The organism is Legionella sp. PC997 (assembly GCF_014109825.1).
Lineage (GTDB): Bacteria > Pseudomonadota > Gammaproteobacteria > Legionellales > Legionellaceae > Legionella.
On sequence record NZ_CP059576.1, the window covers coordinates 3,467,120 to 3,483,677 of the forward strand.

Below are 16,558 nucleotides of genomic sequence, written 5' to 3' on the forward strand. Positions count from 1 at the left end.
TGTGTCCCCTTTTATTTTACCTAGCGCCCCGCACTTTGGCTATGCAGCCTGAGGCGGTTGTAAGCTGCATTCAAATTGCTCTATTCGCTTGATACATTCTTGTTTTGCATTATTGCATAGGGGATTAAAATTAGGTCCTGACTTCTCATTAAAAAAAAGTGGCGTTTTACTGTTTTGTGCTGAGTTACACATACCAATGACTCGATTAAATATATTCTCAATTGCGAAGGTAATTCCGTCTTTGTCAAACTCACAATGTTGGAGATCAGAAATAAAATCCGATAACTCAAATTGTAACCCATCGATTACATCGATATAAGTATAAGAAGATAGAAGCAACATATAATCAATCAGTTCATGATCCTTATATATTTTATTGTGGAGTCTGATATCGATACTTTTTACCTTATCAGCATCTAAAGCGTTTTTATCGATGACGAAATGCACTACATTATTTTCTATTCTACGATATACAATCCACTCATTATCCTTATTTATTAGCGCAACAGTATTTTTATCGAGCTCAGCCTCAGTAGGCGGTTTATCGAGTATTACGAGTTTTGTATATCCATTATGATACATAACTAATGATTCTATAATTTGGTGAATGCACTGGATTAATGGTTGGGCTTGGTAATAATTTTTCCAATAACCATTTAAGTCATTGGATTGAGTATCCAATTGTGTAAAAACATTCTCGTGACTCAGTAGGGCTTGTACGTATTTATCATATCTAAATGAATTTTGATCCGCATATTCCATCGCATAACATACAGGAAGTAAGCCATTAGAGGTACGTTGGTTTACATTTATTTGCGGGTGTTTTATTAATAATTTTAAAATATCATAGTGCCCTTCCCTAATTGCAATTTCCAACGGATTTCCTTGATTCACATCAATTGCTTTATGCTTTAGTAATGCCTCAACAGCGTCAAAATTGCCACATTGGACTGCAGTACATAAGGGACTCTTTGAAGTACTATCGGCCAAATTCATGTCAATTTTTGAGTGATCTAATAGAAGTTCCAGGGTTTTTATTGACTCGGGTGTCTTTAAGCGAACAATTTGATTTAATAAAATTGGCTTAGATAATCCGCGTTGGTAATTTACATCGATATCTGGGTGCTGAAGTAATTCGCGCACGATATTTAAATGTCCATTTTGGGCTGCAAGGTTAATGGCTTTATCGCGTTGCGGGCCTTCAAGATTCACATCGATAAATGAAATGATACTACCCGCGTGAACTAATGCAGAGAGTAGACGCCGTTGTATATCTGGGTTTTCAAAAACTGAGTTAATTTCGGTGTGGCCTTCTTGTGTGAGGGCAAAGAGTATTCGAGATTGAAAATTGGGTTTCACTATTTCAATATCGAGTTCTTCCAAGTTTAAAATAGAAATAAAATCATTTGGAATAATCCCTGAATGTAGGGTTCCATTATGATTACATACTAAATAGGTGCCCTCTTGGGATAAATAGATATGACCAGGAAGTGCTTTTTCAGGATCATTTTCTAAACTCGAAAGCAATCCAAAGTTATAGGGACGCAATCCGGACAAATCAAAAGTACTCGTATCCACAGTTCCTGTACGTACTTCACCATGAATATTAAAAACCTTGTATTCGCCGGTATGGGAAAGATAAATAGTATTAGCGTGATAAGTAGGTGCAATAATTTGCTCAAAAGGCATCCAACGCCATAAGGTTTCGTCATTCATAGGGGTAACCTGTTTGCCTGTCGCCAATAAGGCTTTTGTCAGCGCAATATCCCCTCTTTCTGCAGCTAAATGCAATGCCCCGAATGACATGTGAGTTGAATTGAGTCCTATATCTGGGGAAGCTAACAATATATCAATTGTTTTACTGTCGCTTTTTTTATATAAGGCATACGGTAAAATACTGCTTTTTTTAATAGAAGGCTCTCTAAGCAATCGATGTATGACGTCATATTTATTATTGATCACTGCACCGCTCAAGGGATTAAGAGCATCTAAATAAATATTTGGAATACCAAACTTCTTTAACACTGCTTCTACAATTTCAACGTTACTGTTAGCTGAAGCAAAAAATAGGGCTGATTCTAGTTCATACATCGTAGCAGCTTTATTCAGCGGATATTTTAATAGCTCGTTTACCACCTCCACATGGCTGAACATTATTGCTAACATTAATGCGGAAAGATGACTGTCATTTATTCCATTTAAATCAATATCGTTTCTTTGGGCTAATTGTGAGACTTTATCGCTAAACCCATACATTGCAGCGACATGTAACAAAGTAGTTCCATATACATCTGTTCGATTAATATCGGATGTATTCTGCAGCATTTTTTCAAATGCTTGGTTGGTAATCTTAGTCAGATCCTGCGAAAGAGATTGAGCTCTTTCCATTTTTTTATCAGTATAAACACCAATAGAAATATTAACGATATCGTCTGTTAAGCGTCTTTTTTTAAATGCATAGATAATTTCTGCTGTAATCTCATCTATTGATTCACGTTCTAAAATATCATCATGATTAGTTAATACCCATTTATTGTTTTCTTTATCAAAAATAACGTGGATGTCATGATTTGCAGAGGAAATGACGCAACCGGGTGATACATCACCATACTGTTTTATGGTTTCAAAAAAAGTTTTCAATCCATCACAATTATCATTGGATGCGGTAAATAGAAAACGATCGGGCTTGGGTAATGGAGAAATTGTTTTATCCACAGAATCCTTATCATACATTACTTCTTCAATTTTAAGTGTTTCAAGTTGATTGAACAATTGGCCATGATTAAGGTCTAAAAATTTCTGGGTTTCACTCGGGTTGAAGTGAGCCCAGATCTGAAAGAAAAAAGCATCTACGGTTAATAATATTTGTTCATTCTGGGATAAAGGGGCAATCGTTCTGTGTTCTCGCAAATCTTTATCGTGTTGCTTCGCGCTCAGTAATAAATCTTCTAATTGGTTTGGTTTAAGCCCGCGCAGGTAGGCCATCCTTGCTTTAAATTGATCAGATTGTCCTGCCCAATGCGCTCTTTGGGCCATAAGTGCTAATCCTTTACATACGCCTCCTTCACTAGTGGGATAGTGAAGTTCCTTCATTAGATCGATTATATTCATTATGCGCTCCCGGTTGATGTGCGATAGGCATGGCCTTCCTGATCTCATTTCTTTAATGACTCAAGAATTCAACTACATTTCAGACAATGATTTATCGACTTTAAGTTCAACTTTTATTTTAACTTTGGGAACTTAGGGAAAACTTACGCCTTATACGCAATAACTGCCTATAAGAAGGAAATACGTAGGTGTAATGCTTTAAAAAATTGCGTACGCGGTATTTAAATGGGGGGATAATCGCTGAATAAATGGATAAATTAGGAAATCGCTCAATAGTTTACAAAAATTTGGAAAGCCATGTATCCCTCATCCTCTAACATGGCTAACCTAAAATTCTATTAAAAATTTTGGAGCGATGTACTAGCGCCTAAATCATTTGTATTATCACTCAAAGTGGGCTCTTCAGGCTTTCTGTTTTTCTTCAGAACATTTGCGTTAATGTATTTTATGCAAGCGGACATCTTAGATAACTGACCTTGGGAATCATTATCACAAATCCTAAGAATATTGAAAAGATGGTCTTTTTCAAAAGTATCCGGCGGAATTTTTTGCCAAATATTGAGTCTTAACCATTTTTGATGGTGAATAATACGATCAAAAGATTCTTGGTTTAATAGATTACTTTGATTTAATAGTTTGAACAAAGGCGCCAGAGATTCGTCACATTGCGCAATTTTTTCATAATTTTCCTGTCCTTGTTCCTCCCTCAATAGATCAGCTGAATGAAGGCTGGAAACCATGGAGTGAAATGCTTCAAAATGTACTTTTCCAACAGCAAGATCAAAATTTCTTTGGGCAAGAGGTGCATTTAAAAGGTTGTTTTCTTGAAGGCAATTTAGGAGTTCGATAAACTTTTTGGGAGCATTGCATGCAATAAGCAGCTTACGATTATTTTCTATGGAGGATAGTGAGAGGCCGTGTAAAGCGTTCAGAGCTAAAGGAATTTCTTTTGGAGAGTACATAAGGGCATTCCCGGCACAAATTTCCTTACCCATCCGTTCATCTAATAAACCTTCGAGTTGGAGGGTATGAACAACTGAAATAGCAACGAGAGGATTGTGACTTGTTTTTATCAGATCACGAATATCCTGAGCTAACGGTCCTTCTAATAAACCCGCTTGTCGGGCAAAACAAAGAGCCTGTACACTATCTCTAGAAGGTTTTTCTGCGATCAAAGTACGATCAGCTTGGTCTATTTTCTTTTGCGAACAATAGAGTAGATGAAGCGCTTTCCCAACTTCTCGCGGCTCATATTCACTGCTTGCAATTGCATCAAGATCGGATTGAAGGGTTTCTTTTGAATTTTGACTTGAAGCATAAATCGTTGAAATATCATCATAAGAAAGAAACGCTACAAAGGAATCCAGAAGTTCATTCGGATTTTTATGATTTGCTATTCGTTCAAAATTAGCCTGTGCTCTGTTGCCAGTAAGAAAGACTCCATTATGGGTATATTGGTCATCCAATTTTTCTTTATACGAAATTCCAATGGTCGATAGGGCATCCCAAAGATCATAGGGATTTTCATGTGCTGCGATCACATTAAAATTGTTTTCATTAAATAAATCAAAATTCCCTATAATTTGGTTGGATCGATGCAAATCACTTTTAGCAAAAGTGTCCAAAAAAGGGAATACGGAGCGCCAAAAAGATGAAAACCAGCTACTTAATAAAAAATTACAAATAATAAAGGCATTCTTTTCATTGGTTGGCTCTGTAAATTTGATTGGGAATATCCATCGTCGCCAACCCGAAAGTTCGTTATAATTTTTAAAAAAATTCGAAATGATGGTTTTATTAGTTTTAGATATTGCCAATTTATTTACTCATAATGCTCGTTGGTGGTTGATTATACCAAATGATCCTGTGGTGTAAAGTTTAAATTTTCATCATCTTGACCTATAAATACTCGTTTAATTTGAGTGGCTCAAGACTTTCTATTGCTCAAACTAAGGGTTCGATCTGGTCTAGTAATTCTTCCTGTTCGATAAGGTTCACCAACAGATTTTGCCAATATACAGGCGTGTTAAACCATGGGAAACTTACCGGAAAAGCTGGGTCGTTCCAGCGTTTTGCAAGCCATCCTGAATAATGCAACATACGCAGCGTACGTAAAGGTTCGATTAAATGACGTTCATGCGGCTTAAAATCATGAAATTCACAATAACCTTGTAAAATCTTGTCCAATTGTAAATTCATTTGATCCGTTTCACCAGAAAGCAACATCCAAATATCCTGTATCGCCGGTCCCATCAGGCAATCATCTAAATCAACGATATGAGGACCTGATTCACTCCATAACACATTTCCCGCATGGCAATCACCGTGTAAGCGTAGTGAAGAAACATTTCCAATGGCTTCAAAAACCTGTTTAATTTTGTGGATTACCCTTTCTACAGTGTTGCAAAAATTGGTGACTAAATAATCTGGGATAAAATTTTGGTCAATAAGAAAGTTGTAAGGATCATGCCCATAATTTTGCACATCTAATTGAATGCGGTGTTTGAATGTTTGGCAGGCACCTACCCGGTGTAAGCGACCTAAAAAACGGCCCATCCATTCCAGCTGCTCACTATTATCTAGCTCAAGTGCGTGACCTCCGCGTCTAGGAAAGAGTGCGAATCGAAATTCATGATGATGGTGCAGGGTTTGATCCTTTATCATAAGGGGGGCAATAATGGGAATTTCATGTTGTGCTAATTCAAGAGAAAACTGATGTTCTTCTAAAATAGCTGCAGAACTCCAACGATTAGGCCTATAAAACTTAGCAATGAGGGGCTCAGCATTTTCTAATCCGATTTGGTAAACTCGGTTTTCATAGCTATTCAGTGCAATCAGGCTGCCTGTGCAAATAAAACCTGTGCTTTCAATTGCATCCAAAATGGCATTTGGATCCAGCTGCGCGTATGGTGTTTGATTCTCGTGATCCAAATGTGAATTCTCTGGTGGTAAACATAGGGATGCATTATACACAAAGGCGATCAAGAAAGATAAAGTTCACCCAGTTAGGATTTTGAGCTTGCATTTGGCTATTCATTGTAAATTAATTAAACAAAGTGATTTGACAAACAGACTTTCCTTATTAAGCTTTAATAGAAGAATTTAAAAAAGAGTATTGATTACTCAGGAATCTTACTAACTATTTGATATCGAATAAAAGTAATAACAGCTAGATGGGTAGCGTTACAATGGATTATATCCCTTAGTAATGAGAGTAAATGGAGAGCAGAACTAAAGATACGGTAGCTGCTTAATCTTTAAATTATCAAACAAGGATGAAATAAAATGGCTAATTCAAATGTTCGTTCTGGAGAGGTTGTAGGTGTTGCAGTTAAAAACAACGCACTGGAAGATTTAGGAGAAGTCGCTGAAATGGTAATTGATAAGCTTTCTGGAAAAGTTACTTATCTAGTTCTTGATTTTGGAGGCTTCATGAATTTTGGTAATAAATATTTCGCAATTCCATGGAATGCTTTTACTTATAATCCTGATGAAGATTGTTTTATTTTAAATATAGATAAAGAACGATTGGAAAATTCCCCAGGTTTTGATAAAGATCATTGGCCTGATTTTTCCCCAGAAATGAATAGAACAATTTCAGATTATTATGGTTTGTAAAATAAAGAGGGCTGGGATTTTACCCAGCCCTTATTGAAGGCCGACTCAAACTCATGTATCTGCCTTTTTATTACGATACATATGGAAACAGCCAATTCCAGCACAAGTTTTTCACAGTAAACAGACTTAAAAATGAATTCGGTCTGATCAAAGCCTCAAACTTCGCATATTACGAACATTACTTAATATTCAGTTAATTTCCTCTTTGTAAACTGTTTTTCATACCCGTTTCTTAAAGGCCTCAACCATGAAAAATCCCTTACACTTCATTTTTGAATCTAAAATTTATCCAAATGCACGAACTCTACGTACCTCGCTTGGTACCAAATTTTTAGACTCTTTTATGGTTATTAACGGCGATATGTCGGTAACGGACGAAGATCCTTCCTTTGGTTTATTTGATGTCCTTACCTTAGGTATACCTGGTGCCCTTGCAAGACTTGACGTATTTATGACTGAGCGATATAACGAATTATCAAGAAAAAATAAAACTAATAGTTTCGAATCAACATTATTTGCCGTAAGCGGAGTGATTAATTTTATTTTTAATCAAGTTCCGCGATTTCTTTTTTCTGGGATAGTAGCAATAGTCGCATTTTTACCAATAACTTTGCCGACTTATCTAATTGCAAATGTAATTGATAATTTCAGGGACGATAGTATGTCCAAAGCCTTCAACGTCAAAGGCACAGGAAAGGGCGGAGAAGAAAAAACACTGAAAGAAGCATTAGCTTGGCATAATTCTAACAATACAGCTAGCATTCTCTATGACATTGAAGAACTTCAAAGTGAAAAACTGGATGAAGAAAGTGTAGTTTTATACATTCCTGATAGCGGAAAATTCTGTAGGAGAGATTTATTTACCGTTAAATATCATTCGAATGACTTAGGCGTTAAGGCGTTGTTTACTCACAACATTGGTGGTGTTGCCAAACAATGCCCTGAGCAAGCGAGACAAATAGCTGAACAAAAATCTGACGAACAAACAGGATTGAAAATTTAAGCTAAACCGCAACCGTTAAATTACTCCTAAGAAAATTTTTTATCTTACTTTTCCACTTCCGTTGAGGAAAAGAAACGCACCAAATCTTTTAACTCCTCCTGTTGTACCTGAGCATTTATCCAATTCAGTTGCACCTGGGTGGTTAGCTGTTCTCGCTGATTCACTAGGAACAAAGTACTGTCCCCTTCATAGAATTTTTGTGACTCTCCTTGTTGAACCTTTAGTGCCAAATGATACTCTTTTTTTAAATAATCTACTTGTTTATGGATTCTTCTTATCCCAATGTAAAGATTGGTCAGTTGATTTTTAAGCTGCTCATACGTAAACCTTCTCTCGGCTCTTATTTGCTCCAATTCACTTTGGGTGCGAATTAATCTGCCTTTGGCTTCTCGTTGTAATACAGGAAATTTGAAAGAAACTCCCATAAAAGCTGCCTGTGGAATTAATTCAGGATATCCTCCACTGCCGTTTTGCTTAAATGTATATGCAGTAGCATCCAAATTGGGAAGTAGCTCATTTTGCGCTAAGTCACGCTTAAGCTTAATTATTCTTGAGTAATTTTGTAGCCTTTTTAATGAAGGATGGCGGGCTAACTGAGATAACCCTTGTGCTAATTGACCTGGCTGCATCAAAATATGCGAAGGAAGACTCTTTTCCAAAGGAATTTTAGGATTTCCTTTTTCATCTCTATAATACAAAGATAAATTAATTCCGGCCTGTTCAAATATCATCATTCCCTGGTTAAGTAATTGCTCTCTCTGGATTATTTGTTGCATATTTTCAATGATTGCCAGTTTAGGCAGATCACCTTGATTTGCTTGTTGTTCGATTGCGACCTGTCGCTTTCGAGCTAATTTCAATAACTGTCTAAAGGTTTTTAATTGCAATCCTGCTTCTACCCATTGCCAATACGCTTTAATTGTTTCTTGGTATATTTGAATTTTAATCGCCTCCGAGTCGTGCTTTTTCATTTCAATTGACTCAGCGGTAGTTAATAAATTGGTTCGTTCCTTATCAATTGCTCGGTCACGGAGTAAAGGAAATGAAAGTCCAGCTCGATACTCCCCTCCTGAATTCGTTAAGTAGTTTTGATAATAAATGGGCCAGTTCCCATTCCCATTTCTATAACCTGCAAATAATTTGACTCCGTTATAGAAGGTAGGAACAGTAAGCTGGCTATCTCCGTAATTGTTAATATAGCCACCAAGGGGTTGTGATCGAGTGGTTGCATCGAGAGAGGGATCAAACCTTCCCAACGCACTCAAATGCTCGCCTTGAGCCTTGGTAATTTCCAGCCGTGCTATTTTAATTTTTGGATAATAATAAGAAACACTCTGGAGCACTTTATCCAGGGTTAATTTATTTTGTTCGCTTGCCGCACTGACAGCCGAAAGGGCTAAACAAATAAAACCTACAATGAGCTGATATTTAAATCCGGTAGGAGTAAACAATCGATTCATGGCTGACTCTTCTCTCGAGTACTTTCAGGAGGGAAACCATTATATTGCCGCCACAGTTCGTACCATAAAGGCACCTCCCCCAATTGAACCCAACCATGAACGCGGACACCCTGCCGTAAAAATCGTGTTTGTGGCCAAGGTTCATCAGGGACAATAACTGCACGAAATAATCCTATACCATTGTCAGTGGGATCTATAAAAGAAACAGTCCCTCCAAAGGTACCTACGGCAATCCCAGGCCAACCTCTAAATTGAATTGCAGGCCATCCTTCAAACTGTAGGCGAGCTTTTTGATGAAGTCGAACAAATGGAATATCATTGCCATCAATCCATAACTCCACCGCGCGTGATTCAGTCTCGGGAATGATTTGTGCCAGAACATCTCCCAATTTGACGACGACACTCTCTTGCCCTGTTAATCGTTTAAAAATAACACCGGCCACTTGGGCTTTTATGAGTTGTGTTTGTTGACGTGCAATACGTACATCAACATCGACCATGTCAATATTTGCTTGTGCTAACTCACTTTGGTACTTTGAATATTCAATTTGTGCCAATTCAAACTGACGTTTTGAATTAATTCCCTGCTCGTACAATCTTTTTTGGCGTACTAAATTGGCTTTTCCCGCTAATATTGATTGTTCTGCGGCTTCTCTCCGCAGGGCTATGGCTTTCTTTTCCAACTCCAATCGCTTTAATAGCTCCGGATCATTATCACTGATTTCAACTAGAAGATCGCCCGGTTTTACCCTCATCCCCTCATCGACATACCATTTTTTAATACGCCCATTGATTGGGGAGTTCAATGTATGAAGTCTTTCGGTTGGGGAGTAAGCGATCACCTTACCATCGCCAAGAGCAAACTGTTGCCAAGGAGTAAAACTTAAAAATAAAACGATAACTAGAGCGATAATAAAAATTATTTTGGCAATTTTTTGGGGCTTTGGGAGTTTTGCAATCATGGTATAAGCATGTAATTTCATGGAAGCACCACGCAATTTGTCATTTCTTTAAGCTCAGGAGTTTGAGTGATTACAACCAAGATGGTATTTTTTAAATTCAGTAATCGCGTCATAAGTAAGTCAATTTTTTCTCTCTCTAATCCATCAAAAGTTCGGTCAATAATGAGTAATTGTGGCTGCAGTAGGACAGCACGAATAACCATCAGGGCAATGAGTTCAAATTCTGTAAATTCATTTTGCCAATCATAAATAACTGTTTTTAAGCCATAAGGTTGATGCATTAGTTTTTTTGAGAGACCCAATTCATTAAATTGCTCAATAATAATTTTTTGTGATGTATTTTTATGATTTAACACGAGATTGTCATAAATGCTGCCGGCAAACAATTCTGGTTTTCGCAACAATAAACTGTATTGACGAAGTGCTGTTCGATGCTCTTCATTACAAATACTTTGATTGACTAAAACCTCCATGTTAGATTTTTTTCCAAAACCCAAAAGTGATTCGGCAAATGATTTGCAGGATTCTGCATTTTGAGAATAAACTACTAGTGGCATTTCCAATGAAGCATTTACTTTGGTCTCATCAAAGATACCTATTTCGATTGTCTTCATAGGTAGAAATAAAGCATGAAGCTCATTTTTGATTTCCTCAAGAGGTAAGTTAAGAACTGCATCCATCTTGCTTTCTGAGGACACTAAATCGTAATAATTTTCTAAAAGCACACCAAATCTTTTAAATGCATAAATCAATGCACCAAGTACAATTTCAGCAGCTACAAGTTGTCCTAAGCTCAATTGATTTTTGATAACCAGATATCCTCCTAATCCCAAAAGGAGGCTACTTGAAAACGCAGAAAGGAGATAAAAACCAATTTGGTGCTTAATAAGTTGTCGAAAATGAGTGTTTCTTGCATTCAAAAAAGACACCAAATGCCTGTCGGACTGTAAAGTAGCATAGTGATTGTAGTTACTAAAGCGGAATAAAAATCGATTAATTAAAAGTTCTTCTAGCCAGGCACCTACTTGGTGTTTTTGCGCACACTCCTTTTTTGCACTATCTAATCCCTTACGATATGGGATGAAGATAATTAACACGATACTGAGAAGGATAAAAGTGTCAAAAATAATAAATAGCGGATGATAAACCAGTAGTAGTAATAACCCCAGGAAAAGTTGCAGACCTAAATTCACTCCATATAGCAAAAGGCTCGAAAGTGATTTTTTGATGGTAACCACTTCAAAAAAGCGATTCACCAATTCAGGACCATGATGCGTTGAAAAACTATCTAAGGACAAGCGAGTAAAATGATTGGTAAGGTTTAGACTTATTTTTACCATTAATTTTTGCTGAATGACCTCGAGAATTACTATTTGCCAAACATTTAAGGCACCAAGAGCCATCATCAAGATGAAAACAATGAGGCTCAAAGTGACTACAGGCTGCATTAATTTTCCAAAGGCAATTAGATTAATTAATGTCTGTGCTGCGATCGGGATGCTCAACGTTAATAGGCTTGCTACAAGGCTGATGAGAGCAATTGATATCACTGTTGGTCTGTCTAAAACATCTTTAATAGAATTCATTTCTTTTCTAATTATCCTTTTTATCTTAAGACATTAATGTTTTAATTTCTTTAGTATAAAAAACTCAAGTGATTCAATCGCTTTATTGTTTTCTTTCTTTTTTAACAAAGATACATGAATATCACTTAACTTAGGTAAAAAATCCTCATCAAGACGGTCAAGATCGCTGGGAATCATACTGCGTTGTATCGCAGTAATGCCTAAACCTGCCCGCACCGCAGCCATTTTCCCAGCAAAACTTGGACTACTAAACACAAGACGCCAGTTTAAGTGATGTTTCTCTAGAGAACCAATTACGTTCCCACGGTAGACACAAGGTGTTGGTGAAAGCACCAGCGGAATTGGTGTGGTTTTGTTAAATTGAGTCAAAAGCTCTCTTTTCGCTACCCAATCGACTGGCTCATTCCACACATCTACGCCTTCAGCAATTTGATTTCTTTGATTGGTTTTAATTAAGATCAAATCAAAATCGCCATGATTAAATCGCTCGATTAAATTAAGAGTCAGATCACACTCAACATTGAGCATCACTCGGGGATGCAGTCGGGAAAACTCAACTAGTACCTCCGATAAAATCATCGAAGCAAAATCCTCAGGTAAACCAAAACGAAGCTCGCCACGAAGATCTGGCGCTTTAAATCGGTCAAGTGATTCACGATGAAGTTCATAAATCCTCTTTGCATAGCCGAGAAAAAGCTCTCCATCAGGGGTCAGAGACAACTCACGCCCACGAAGAATTAATGGTTTTTCAATCAGTTGTTCGAGTTTTGCAATCTGCTGACTGATTGCAGATTGAGTGCGTCCGACCCGAAGGGCTGCTTTTGTAAAACTTTGTGTTTCTGCAACCGCCAAAAAGCATTGCAAGGTCACTGTATCAAGACTCATTAGAACTCCTAATGAAATATATAAAAATTATTAATTTTACTTATATAAGTTTATCTAATATATTTTCATTCTAGCAGAACAATTTCTAATGGTGAATACTGTGAATACAATAATACTTTTTTTATATAGTGCACTTCTGGTATGTCCAGCCTACGCACTGCTCATTAACTGTTTTAGTGACAGGAAAAGAGCTGGCTCTGCGGCTCGCTTGGCAAGTCTCTTTATCGGCCTTGGATTTATAATCGGTGTTTTTCTATTAAGCCATCTGAGCTTTTCAGAAATGCCGGTGACTTATTTGCTCATCAGCTTTAATACCTTAAGTCTATTATTATGTAGTTTAATTTTAGTAGTAAGCTTTATCGTTCATCGGTTTTCTCTAAGGTACATGGATGGCGACCGACTTTATTCGCGTTATTTTTGTACCTTAGCAGCCATTACCTTAAGTGCTGTAGTTATGGTTCTTGCTGACAACCTCTTTCTGTTTTGGCTTTCCTGGTCGCTAAGCAACCTGTTATTAGTTGTCTTAATGGTTCATAAAAGCGAATGGACTGCAGCCAGAAATTCGGGGCGGCTCACCCTAAATTGCTTATTAGCAGGGAGCATCAGTTTGTTAACCTCCTTCATGTTAATAACCTTAAGCACTGACACTACTTCCATTCAGGCTTTAAACCAGAAAGATATTATAAGTTCTTCTGTTTTTGTGCCTGCAATGACGCTAATTATGCTCACCGCATTAACCCAATCCGCGATTTGGCCATTTCATCGCTGGCTGATTAGCTCTTTAAATTCGCCAACCCCTGTTTCTGCGCTGATGCATGCAGGTCTTGTAAATGGCGGTGGAATACTGATTGTAAAATTTGCCCCACTCTTTGCGGCATCGAGTCACTTACTCATGATTGTATTCATTCTAGGATCCATCTCAGCATTCTTAGGAACTTTTTGGAAGCTTATGCAGCATGATATTAAGAAAATGCTGGCGTGCTCTACCCTGGCGCAAATGGGATTTATGATGATGCAATGCGGTCTAGGATTATTTGCCGCCGCTGTAGCTCACTTGTGTTGGCATGGTTTGTTTAAAGCCTATTTGTTCCTAAGCTCGGGCTCTGTCATTGCGCAAAAAAGTAACGAGCCTAAAGAGTCTGCATACAAACCGATTATCTTTTTAATTGCAAGTATTGGTGGGTTTTTAGGCATGCTTGGTTTTGCGTTTATGACGAATAAGCCCATCCTATCTCTACAAGCAACCTCATTCTTACTGGTTTTTGCATTCATTGCAGGAACGCAATTGATGCTCGCATTATTGAGCAATCGCTTGTCGATCATCAACATGGCGATTGGACTCTTGATGTCTTCCTTAGCCGGTTTAGTTTATGGCGCAAGTATTCATGCGATTGAATTACTTCTTCCTTACTTAACTCAGTATTACTTGCCCAAGCTATCAATGCTGCATCTAGGTACTTTAGCTCTACTCGTATTGCCCTGGTTACTGATTAACCTTGGCTTTATGAAAAAAATTAAAGAATCCAATTTCTGGTGCAGGCTCTACGTGAACTTGTTCAACCAAAGCCAGCCTTCACCAAGCACTATCACAGCAGTACGGTCTGATTATAAATACTAATTACCCTAAGGAGTAATCATGAGCACAGCAAGAGTAATAACGAACGAAGAAAAAACAAATGAGCACCCTATAAAAACAAATACTTCAGTCAAAACCCAAAATAAGAGACTTGAAGTGCGGGCCTTAGTCGAAAATGCAGCCCAACGTATTGCTCCGGTTTGGCCATTAGAAACATTTATCGCGTGCAACCCCTTGCATGGATTTGAAGCTCAAAGTTTTGAAGAAGCCTTAGCAAAAGGTGGTTTTAGACGAAATGAAGCTCCACGCAATCGTCCTTTGGAAAACGTCAACCTGCAGATGATTAAATGGTGTGGTGGTTTTTTTGATGCTGGACAAGGTGCTATCGAAATGCCGCATCGAGACAAAGGGTTCTATTTTGGATTTTTAAAATTAGCGTGTTTTGACAAAAAGTTGCATCAGAATAAAAAAGAGGCAAAACAATGGTTAATGACTTTGCCTTGTTGCCCAGAAGAGGCAATTATGCTTTGTCTGGAAAAACTGCAGGTACCCGCAGACAAAGCCGAAGAATTCATCACCCAAACCTTTCTTTATTTACCGGGATGGGCGGGTTTTGTGAAATGGAAAACCCACTGGCAAAATCCCACAACAGCAGACAAACAACCGGTGACACTCACTGACTTTCTTGCGGTACGTCTGGTCATTACCTGTTTGCTTTGGCCTGACGCAACTTGTGAAAAAAAAAGCGAAGAAAATGGCTCTTTGGTTCAGGAGGCTCTTAAAGAAATAAAAAACAATGAAAAAAACTACGAGCAGGCATTGCTAAAAACACTGCTGCCTGAAGCTAATCAGGAGTTCACCAAGAACCAACGAGCAGATGCGCAACTGGTGTTTTGTATTGATGTCCGCTCAGAACCCATACGACGCGGTATCGAAAAGCTGGGAAATTATGAAACTCTAGGATTTGCTGGCTTTTTTGGCCTCCCCATTCGAGTACAGGAGTTTGGGAGTAGTAAAACAAAAGACTGCTGTCCTGTATTATTAAAACCACGTTTTCATGTTGATGAAAAACCAATTGCAGCAAATAGCTTTTTAATGGAGCAACACCTACAGAGAAAGACGATTAAGACTACCCTTGGCAAAATCTATCAAGAATTAAAATATAATTTTGCAACGCCTTTTGCTTTGGTTGAAACACTTGGTGCTTGGTGTGGCCTGAAGATGCTTTTGCAATCGCTTGCCCCAAGTTATACCAAAAAAACAAGCCAAGCATTAAATCATTTGATTGCACCTCAACTTCAAACAGAGCCCTCATTTGAATTAAATGAGGATAATGTGGAATGTGGCATCGCTTTAAGTGAGCAGATTGATTATGCCGAAACCGTATTACGACTTATGGGGCTCACTTCAGATTTTGCAAAACTGATTGTTCTTTGCGGTCATGGAAGCACCACCGAAAACAATCCCTACGCATCTGCTCTAGATTGTGGTGCTTGTGGCGGGAATCATGGTGGAACCAATGCCAAGCTTTTAGCCAGAATCCTCAATAAAAATGACGTTCGAAGAGCTTTGGAAGATAAAGGAATTCACATTCCAATCGACACGCTTTTTTATGCCGCACTACACAATACTACCACCGACTCTATTGAGCTTTATAACCTGGATACAAGTAAAGTAATTTATCCAGAATTAGTCAATCAGTTACTTATTGATTTGGAGAAGGCAAAATCGAGTAATAATTCAGAACGTGGTAGAAAATTAAATTCAAAGCATGCAGAAAAAGACATTACGCGAAGAAGTCAGGATTGGTCTGAAACAAGACCTGAATGGGGGCTTGCGCGCAATGCTGCTTTTATTGTGGCGCCACGGTCATTAACAAAAAACATCAATCTTGATGGCCGATGCTTTTTACATTCTTATGACTGGGAACAAGACACCGAAGGGAGTTTCCTAGAAGCAATTCTGACTGCACCCATGGTGGTTGCGCAATGGATTAATACGCAATATTTGTTTTCAACTCTCGATAATGTTGCTTATGGAAGTGGCAGCAAAATCACCCACAATGTCACCGGTAAAATGGGAATCCTGCAAGGCAATGGCAGTGATTTAATGCATGGGTTGCCTTTGCAATCAGTGATGAGTCGCGATGAAACCCCATACCATCAACCGCAACGTTTACTGACCGTAGTCTATGCACCACAGGCACGTGTAGCAAACATCATTGCGCGTCAAGCGATTTTAAAAACATTGTTCTTCAATGAATGGGTTCACCTCATCATCATTGAACCAAGTGATGGTCAAGCCTATAAGCTCAATCAAGATGGCAATTGGATTCTAGCACACTAAAATGAGGAGAA

The 16,558-nt window shown here is 38.1% G+C and carries 11 protein-coding genes; 4 read left to right on the plus strand and 7 right to left on the minus strand.

What is annotated here, in order from left to right; genetic code table 11:
- Positions 1-39: 39 nt before the first annotated feature.
- The 3 genes from HBNCFIEN_RS15160 to HBNCFIEN_RS15170 all read right to left on the minus strand — a co-directional run bounded on the left by HBNCFIEN_RS15160 (position 40) and on the right by HBNCFIEN_RS15170 (position 6,042).
- Positions 40-3,111, minus strand: coding sequence for an ankyrin repeat domain-containing protein (locus tag HBNCFIEN_RS15160; RefSeq protein WP_182391890.1), 3,072 nt, complete (start codon positions 3,109-3,111; stop codon positions 40-42).
- A gap of 338 nt (positions 3,112-3,449) precedes the next feature.
- The gene (locus HBNCFIEN_RS15165) at positions 3,450-4,928 is read right to left on the minus strand and encodes a hypothetical protein (protein ID WP_182391891.1); all 1,479 of its coding nucleotides are present in this window, start codon (positions 4,926-4,928) and stop codon (positions 3,450-3,452) included.
- 127 nt (positions 4,929-5,055) lie between these two features.
- Positions 5,056-6,042, minus strand: coding sequence for a serine/threonine protein kinase (locus HBNCFIEN_RS15170; protein WP_182391892.1), 987 nt, complete (start codon positions 6,040-6,042; stop codon positions 5,056-5,058).
- Positions 6,043-6,396: 354 nt separating this feature from the next.
- Between HBNCFIEN_RS15170 and HBNCFIEN_RS15175 the strand changes: the two genes are divergently transcribed.
- On the plus strand, positions 6,397-6,729 hold the full coding sequence (locus tag HBNCFIEN_RS15175) for a PRC-barrel domain-containing protein (RefSeq protein WP_182391893.1): 333 nt from the start codon (positions 6,397-6,399) through the stop codon (positions 6,727-6,729).
- A gap of 247 nt (positions 6,730-6,976) precedes the next feature.
- Complete coding sequence (locus HBNCFIEN_RS15180; protein WP_182391894.1) at positions 6,977-7,732, plus strand: hypothetical protein; 756 nt, start codon at positions 6,977-6,979, stop codon at positions 7,730-7,732.
- A gap of 44 nt (positions 7,733-7,776) precedes the next feature.
- Here HBNCFIEN_RS15180 and HBNCFIEN_RS15185 read toward each other — a convergent pair whose 3' ends face one another.
- The 4 genes from HBNCFIEN_RS15185 to HBNCFIEN_RS15200 are packed head-to-tail and all read right to left on the minus strand — an operon-like array spanning position 7,777 to position 12,625.
- Positions 7,777-9,192 carry a TolC family protein gene (locus tag HBNCFIEN_RS15185; RefSeq protein WP_182391895.1) on the minus strand — a complete coding sequence of 472 codons (1,416 nt, stop codon included), beginning with the start codon at positions 9,190-9,192 and terminating at the stop codon, positions 7,777-7,779.
- Positions 9,189-10,175 carry an HlyD family secretion protein gene (locus HBNCFIEN_RS15190; RefSeq protein WP_182391896.1) on the minus strand — a complete coding sequence of 329 codons (987 nt, stop codon included), beginning with the start codon at positions 10,173-10,175 and terminating at the stop codon, positions 9,189-9,191. Before HBNCFIEN_RS15190 ends, HBNCFIEN_RS15185 begins: the two co-directional genes overlap by 4 nt.
- Positions 10,172-11,740, minus strand: a complete 1,569-nt coding sequence (locus HBNCFIEN_RS15195; RefSeq protein ID WP_182391897.1) for an ABC transporter transmembrane domain-containing protein — start codon at positions 11,738-11,740, stop codon at positions 10,172-10,174. The genes HBNCFIEN_RS15190 and HBNCFIEN_RS15195 overlap by 4 nt, the downstream gene beginning before the upstream one ends.
- Positions 11,741-11,773: 33 nt before the next feature.
- The gene (locus HBNCFIEN_RS15200; protein ID WP_182391898.1) at positions 11,774-12,625 is read right to left on the minus strand and encodes a LysR substrate-binding domain-containing protein; all 852 of its coding nucleotides are present in this window, start codon (positions 12,623-12,625) and stop codon (positions 11,774-11,776) included.
- A 100-nt stretch (positions 12,626-12,725) separates the two neighbouring features.
- Between HBNCFIEN_RS15200 and HBNCFIEN_RS15205 the strand changes: the two genes are divergently transcribed.
- Both HBNCFIEN_RS15205 and HBNCFIEN_RS15210 read left to right on the plus strand, forming a co-directional pair.
- Positions 12,726-14,243 carry a proton-conducting transporter membrane subunit gene (locus HBNCFIEN_RS15205; protein ID WP_182391899.1) on the plus strand — a complete coding sequence of 506 codons (1,518 nt, stop codon included), beginning with the start codon at positions 12,726-12,728 and terminating at the stop codon, positions 14,241-14,243.
- Between the two features lie 18 nt (positions 14,244-14,261).
- Complete coding sequence (locus HBNCFIEN_RS15210) at positions 14,262-16,547, plus strand: DUF2309 domain-containing protein (protein WP_182391900.1); 2,286 nt, start codon at positions 14,262-14,264, stop codon at positions 16,545-16,547.
- Positions 16,548-16,558 lie beyond the last annotated feature (11 nt).

Excerpts from the sequence above, each read along its gene's own strand:
- HBNCFIEN_RS15160 (WP_182391890.1), bottom strand. The coding sequence starts at position 3,111 with ATGAATATAATCGATCTAATGAAGGAACTTCACTATCCCACTAGTGAA.
- HBNCFIEN_RS15195 (WP_182391897.1), bottom strand. The coding sequence starts at position 11,740 with ATGAATTCTATTAAAGATGTTTTAGACAGACCAACAGTGATATCAATT.
- HBNCFIEN_RS15180 (WP_182391894.1), top strand. The coding sequence starts at position 6,977 with ATGAAAAATCCCTTACACTTCATTTTTGAATCTAAAATTTATCCAAAT.
- HBNCFIEN_RS15185 (WP_182391895.1), bottom strand. The coding sequence starts at position 9,192 with ATGAATCGATTGTTTACTCCTACCGGATTTAAATATCAGCTCATTGTA.
- HBNCFIEN_RS15210 (WP_182391900.1), top strand. The coding sequence starts at position 14,262 with ATGAGCACAGCAAGAGTAATAACGAACGAAGAAAAAACAAATGAGCAC.
- HBNCFIEN_RS15175 (WP_182391893.1), top strand. The coding sequence starts at position 6,397 with ATGGCTAATTCAAATGTTCGTTCTGGAGAGGTTGTAGGTGTTGCAGTT.
- HBNCFIEN_RS15190 (WP_182391896.1), bottom strand. The coding sequence starts at position 10,175 with ATGAAATTACATGCTTATACCATGATTGCAAAACTCCCAAAGCCCCAA.
- HBNCFIEN_RS15200 (WP_182391898.1), bottom strand. The coding sequence starts at position 12,625 with ATGAGTCTTGATACAGTGACCTTGCAATGCTTTTTGGCGGTTGCAGAA.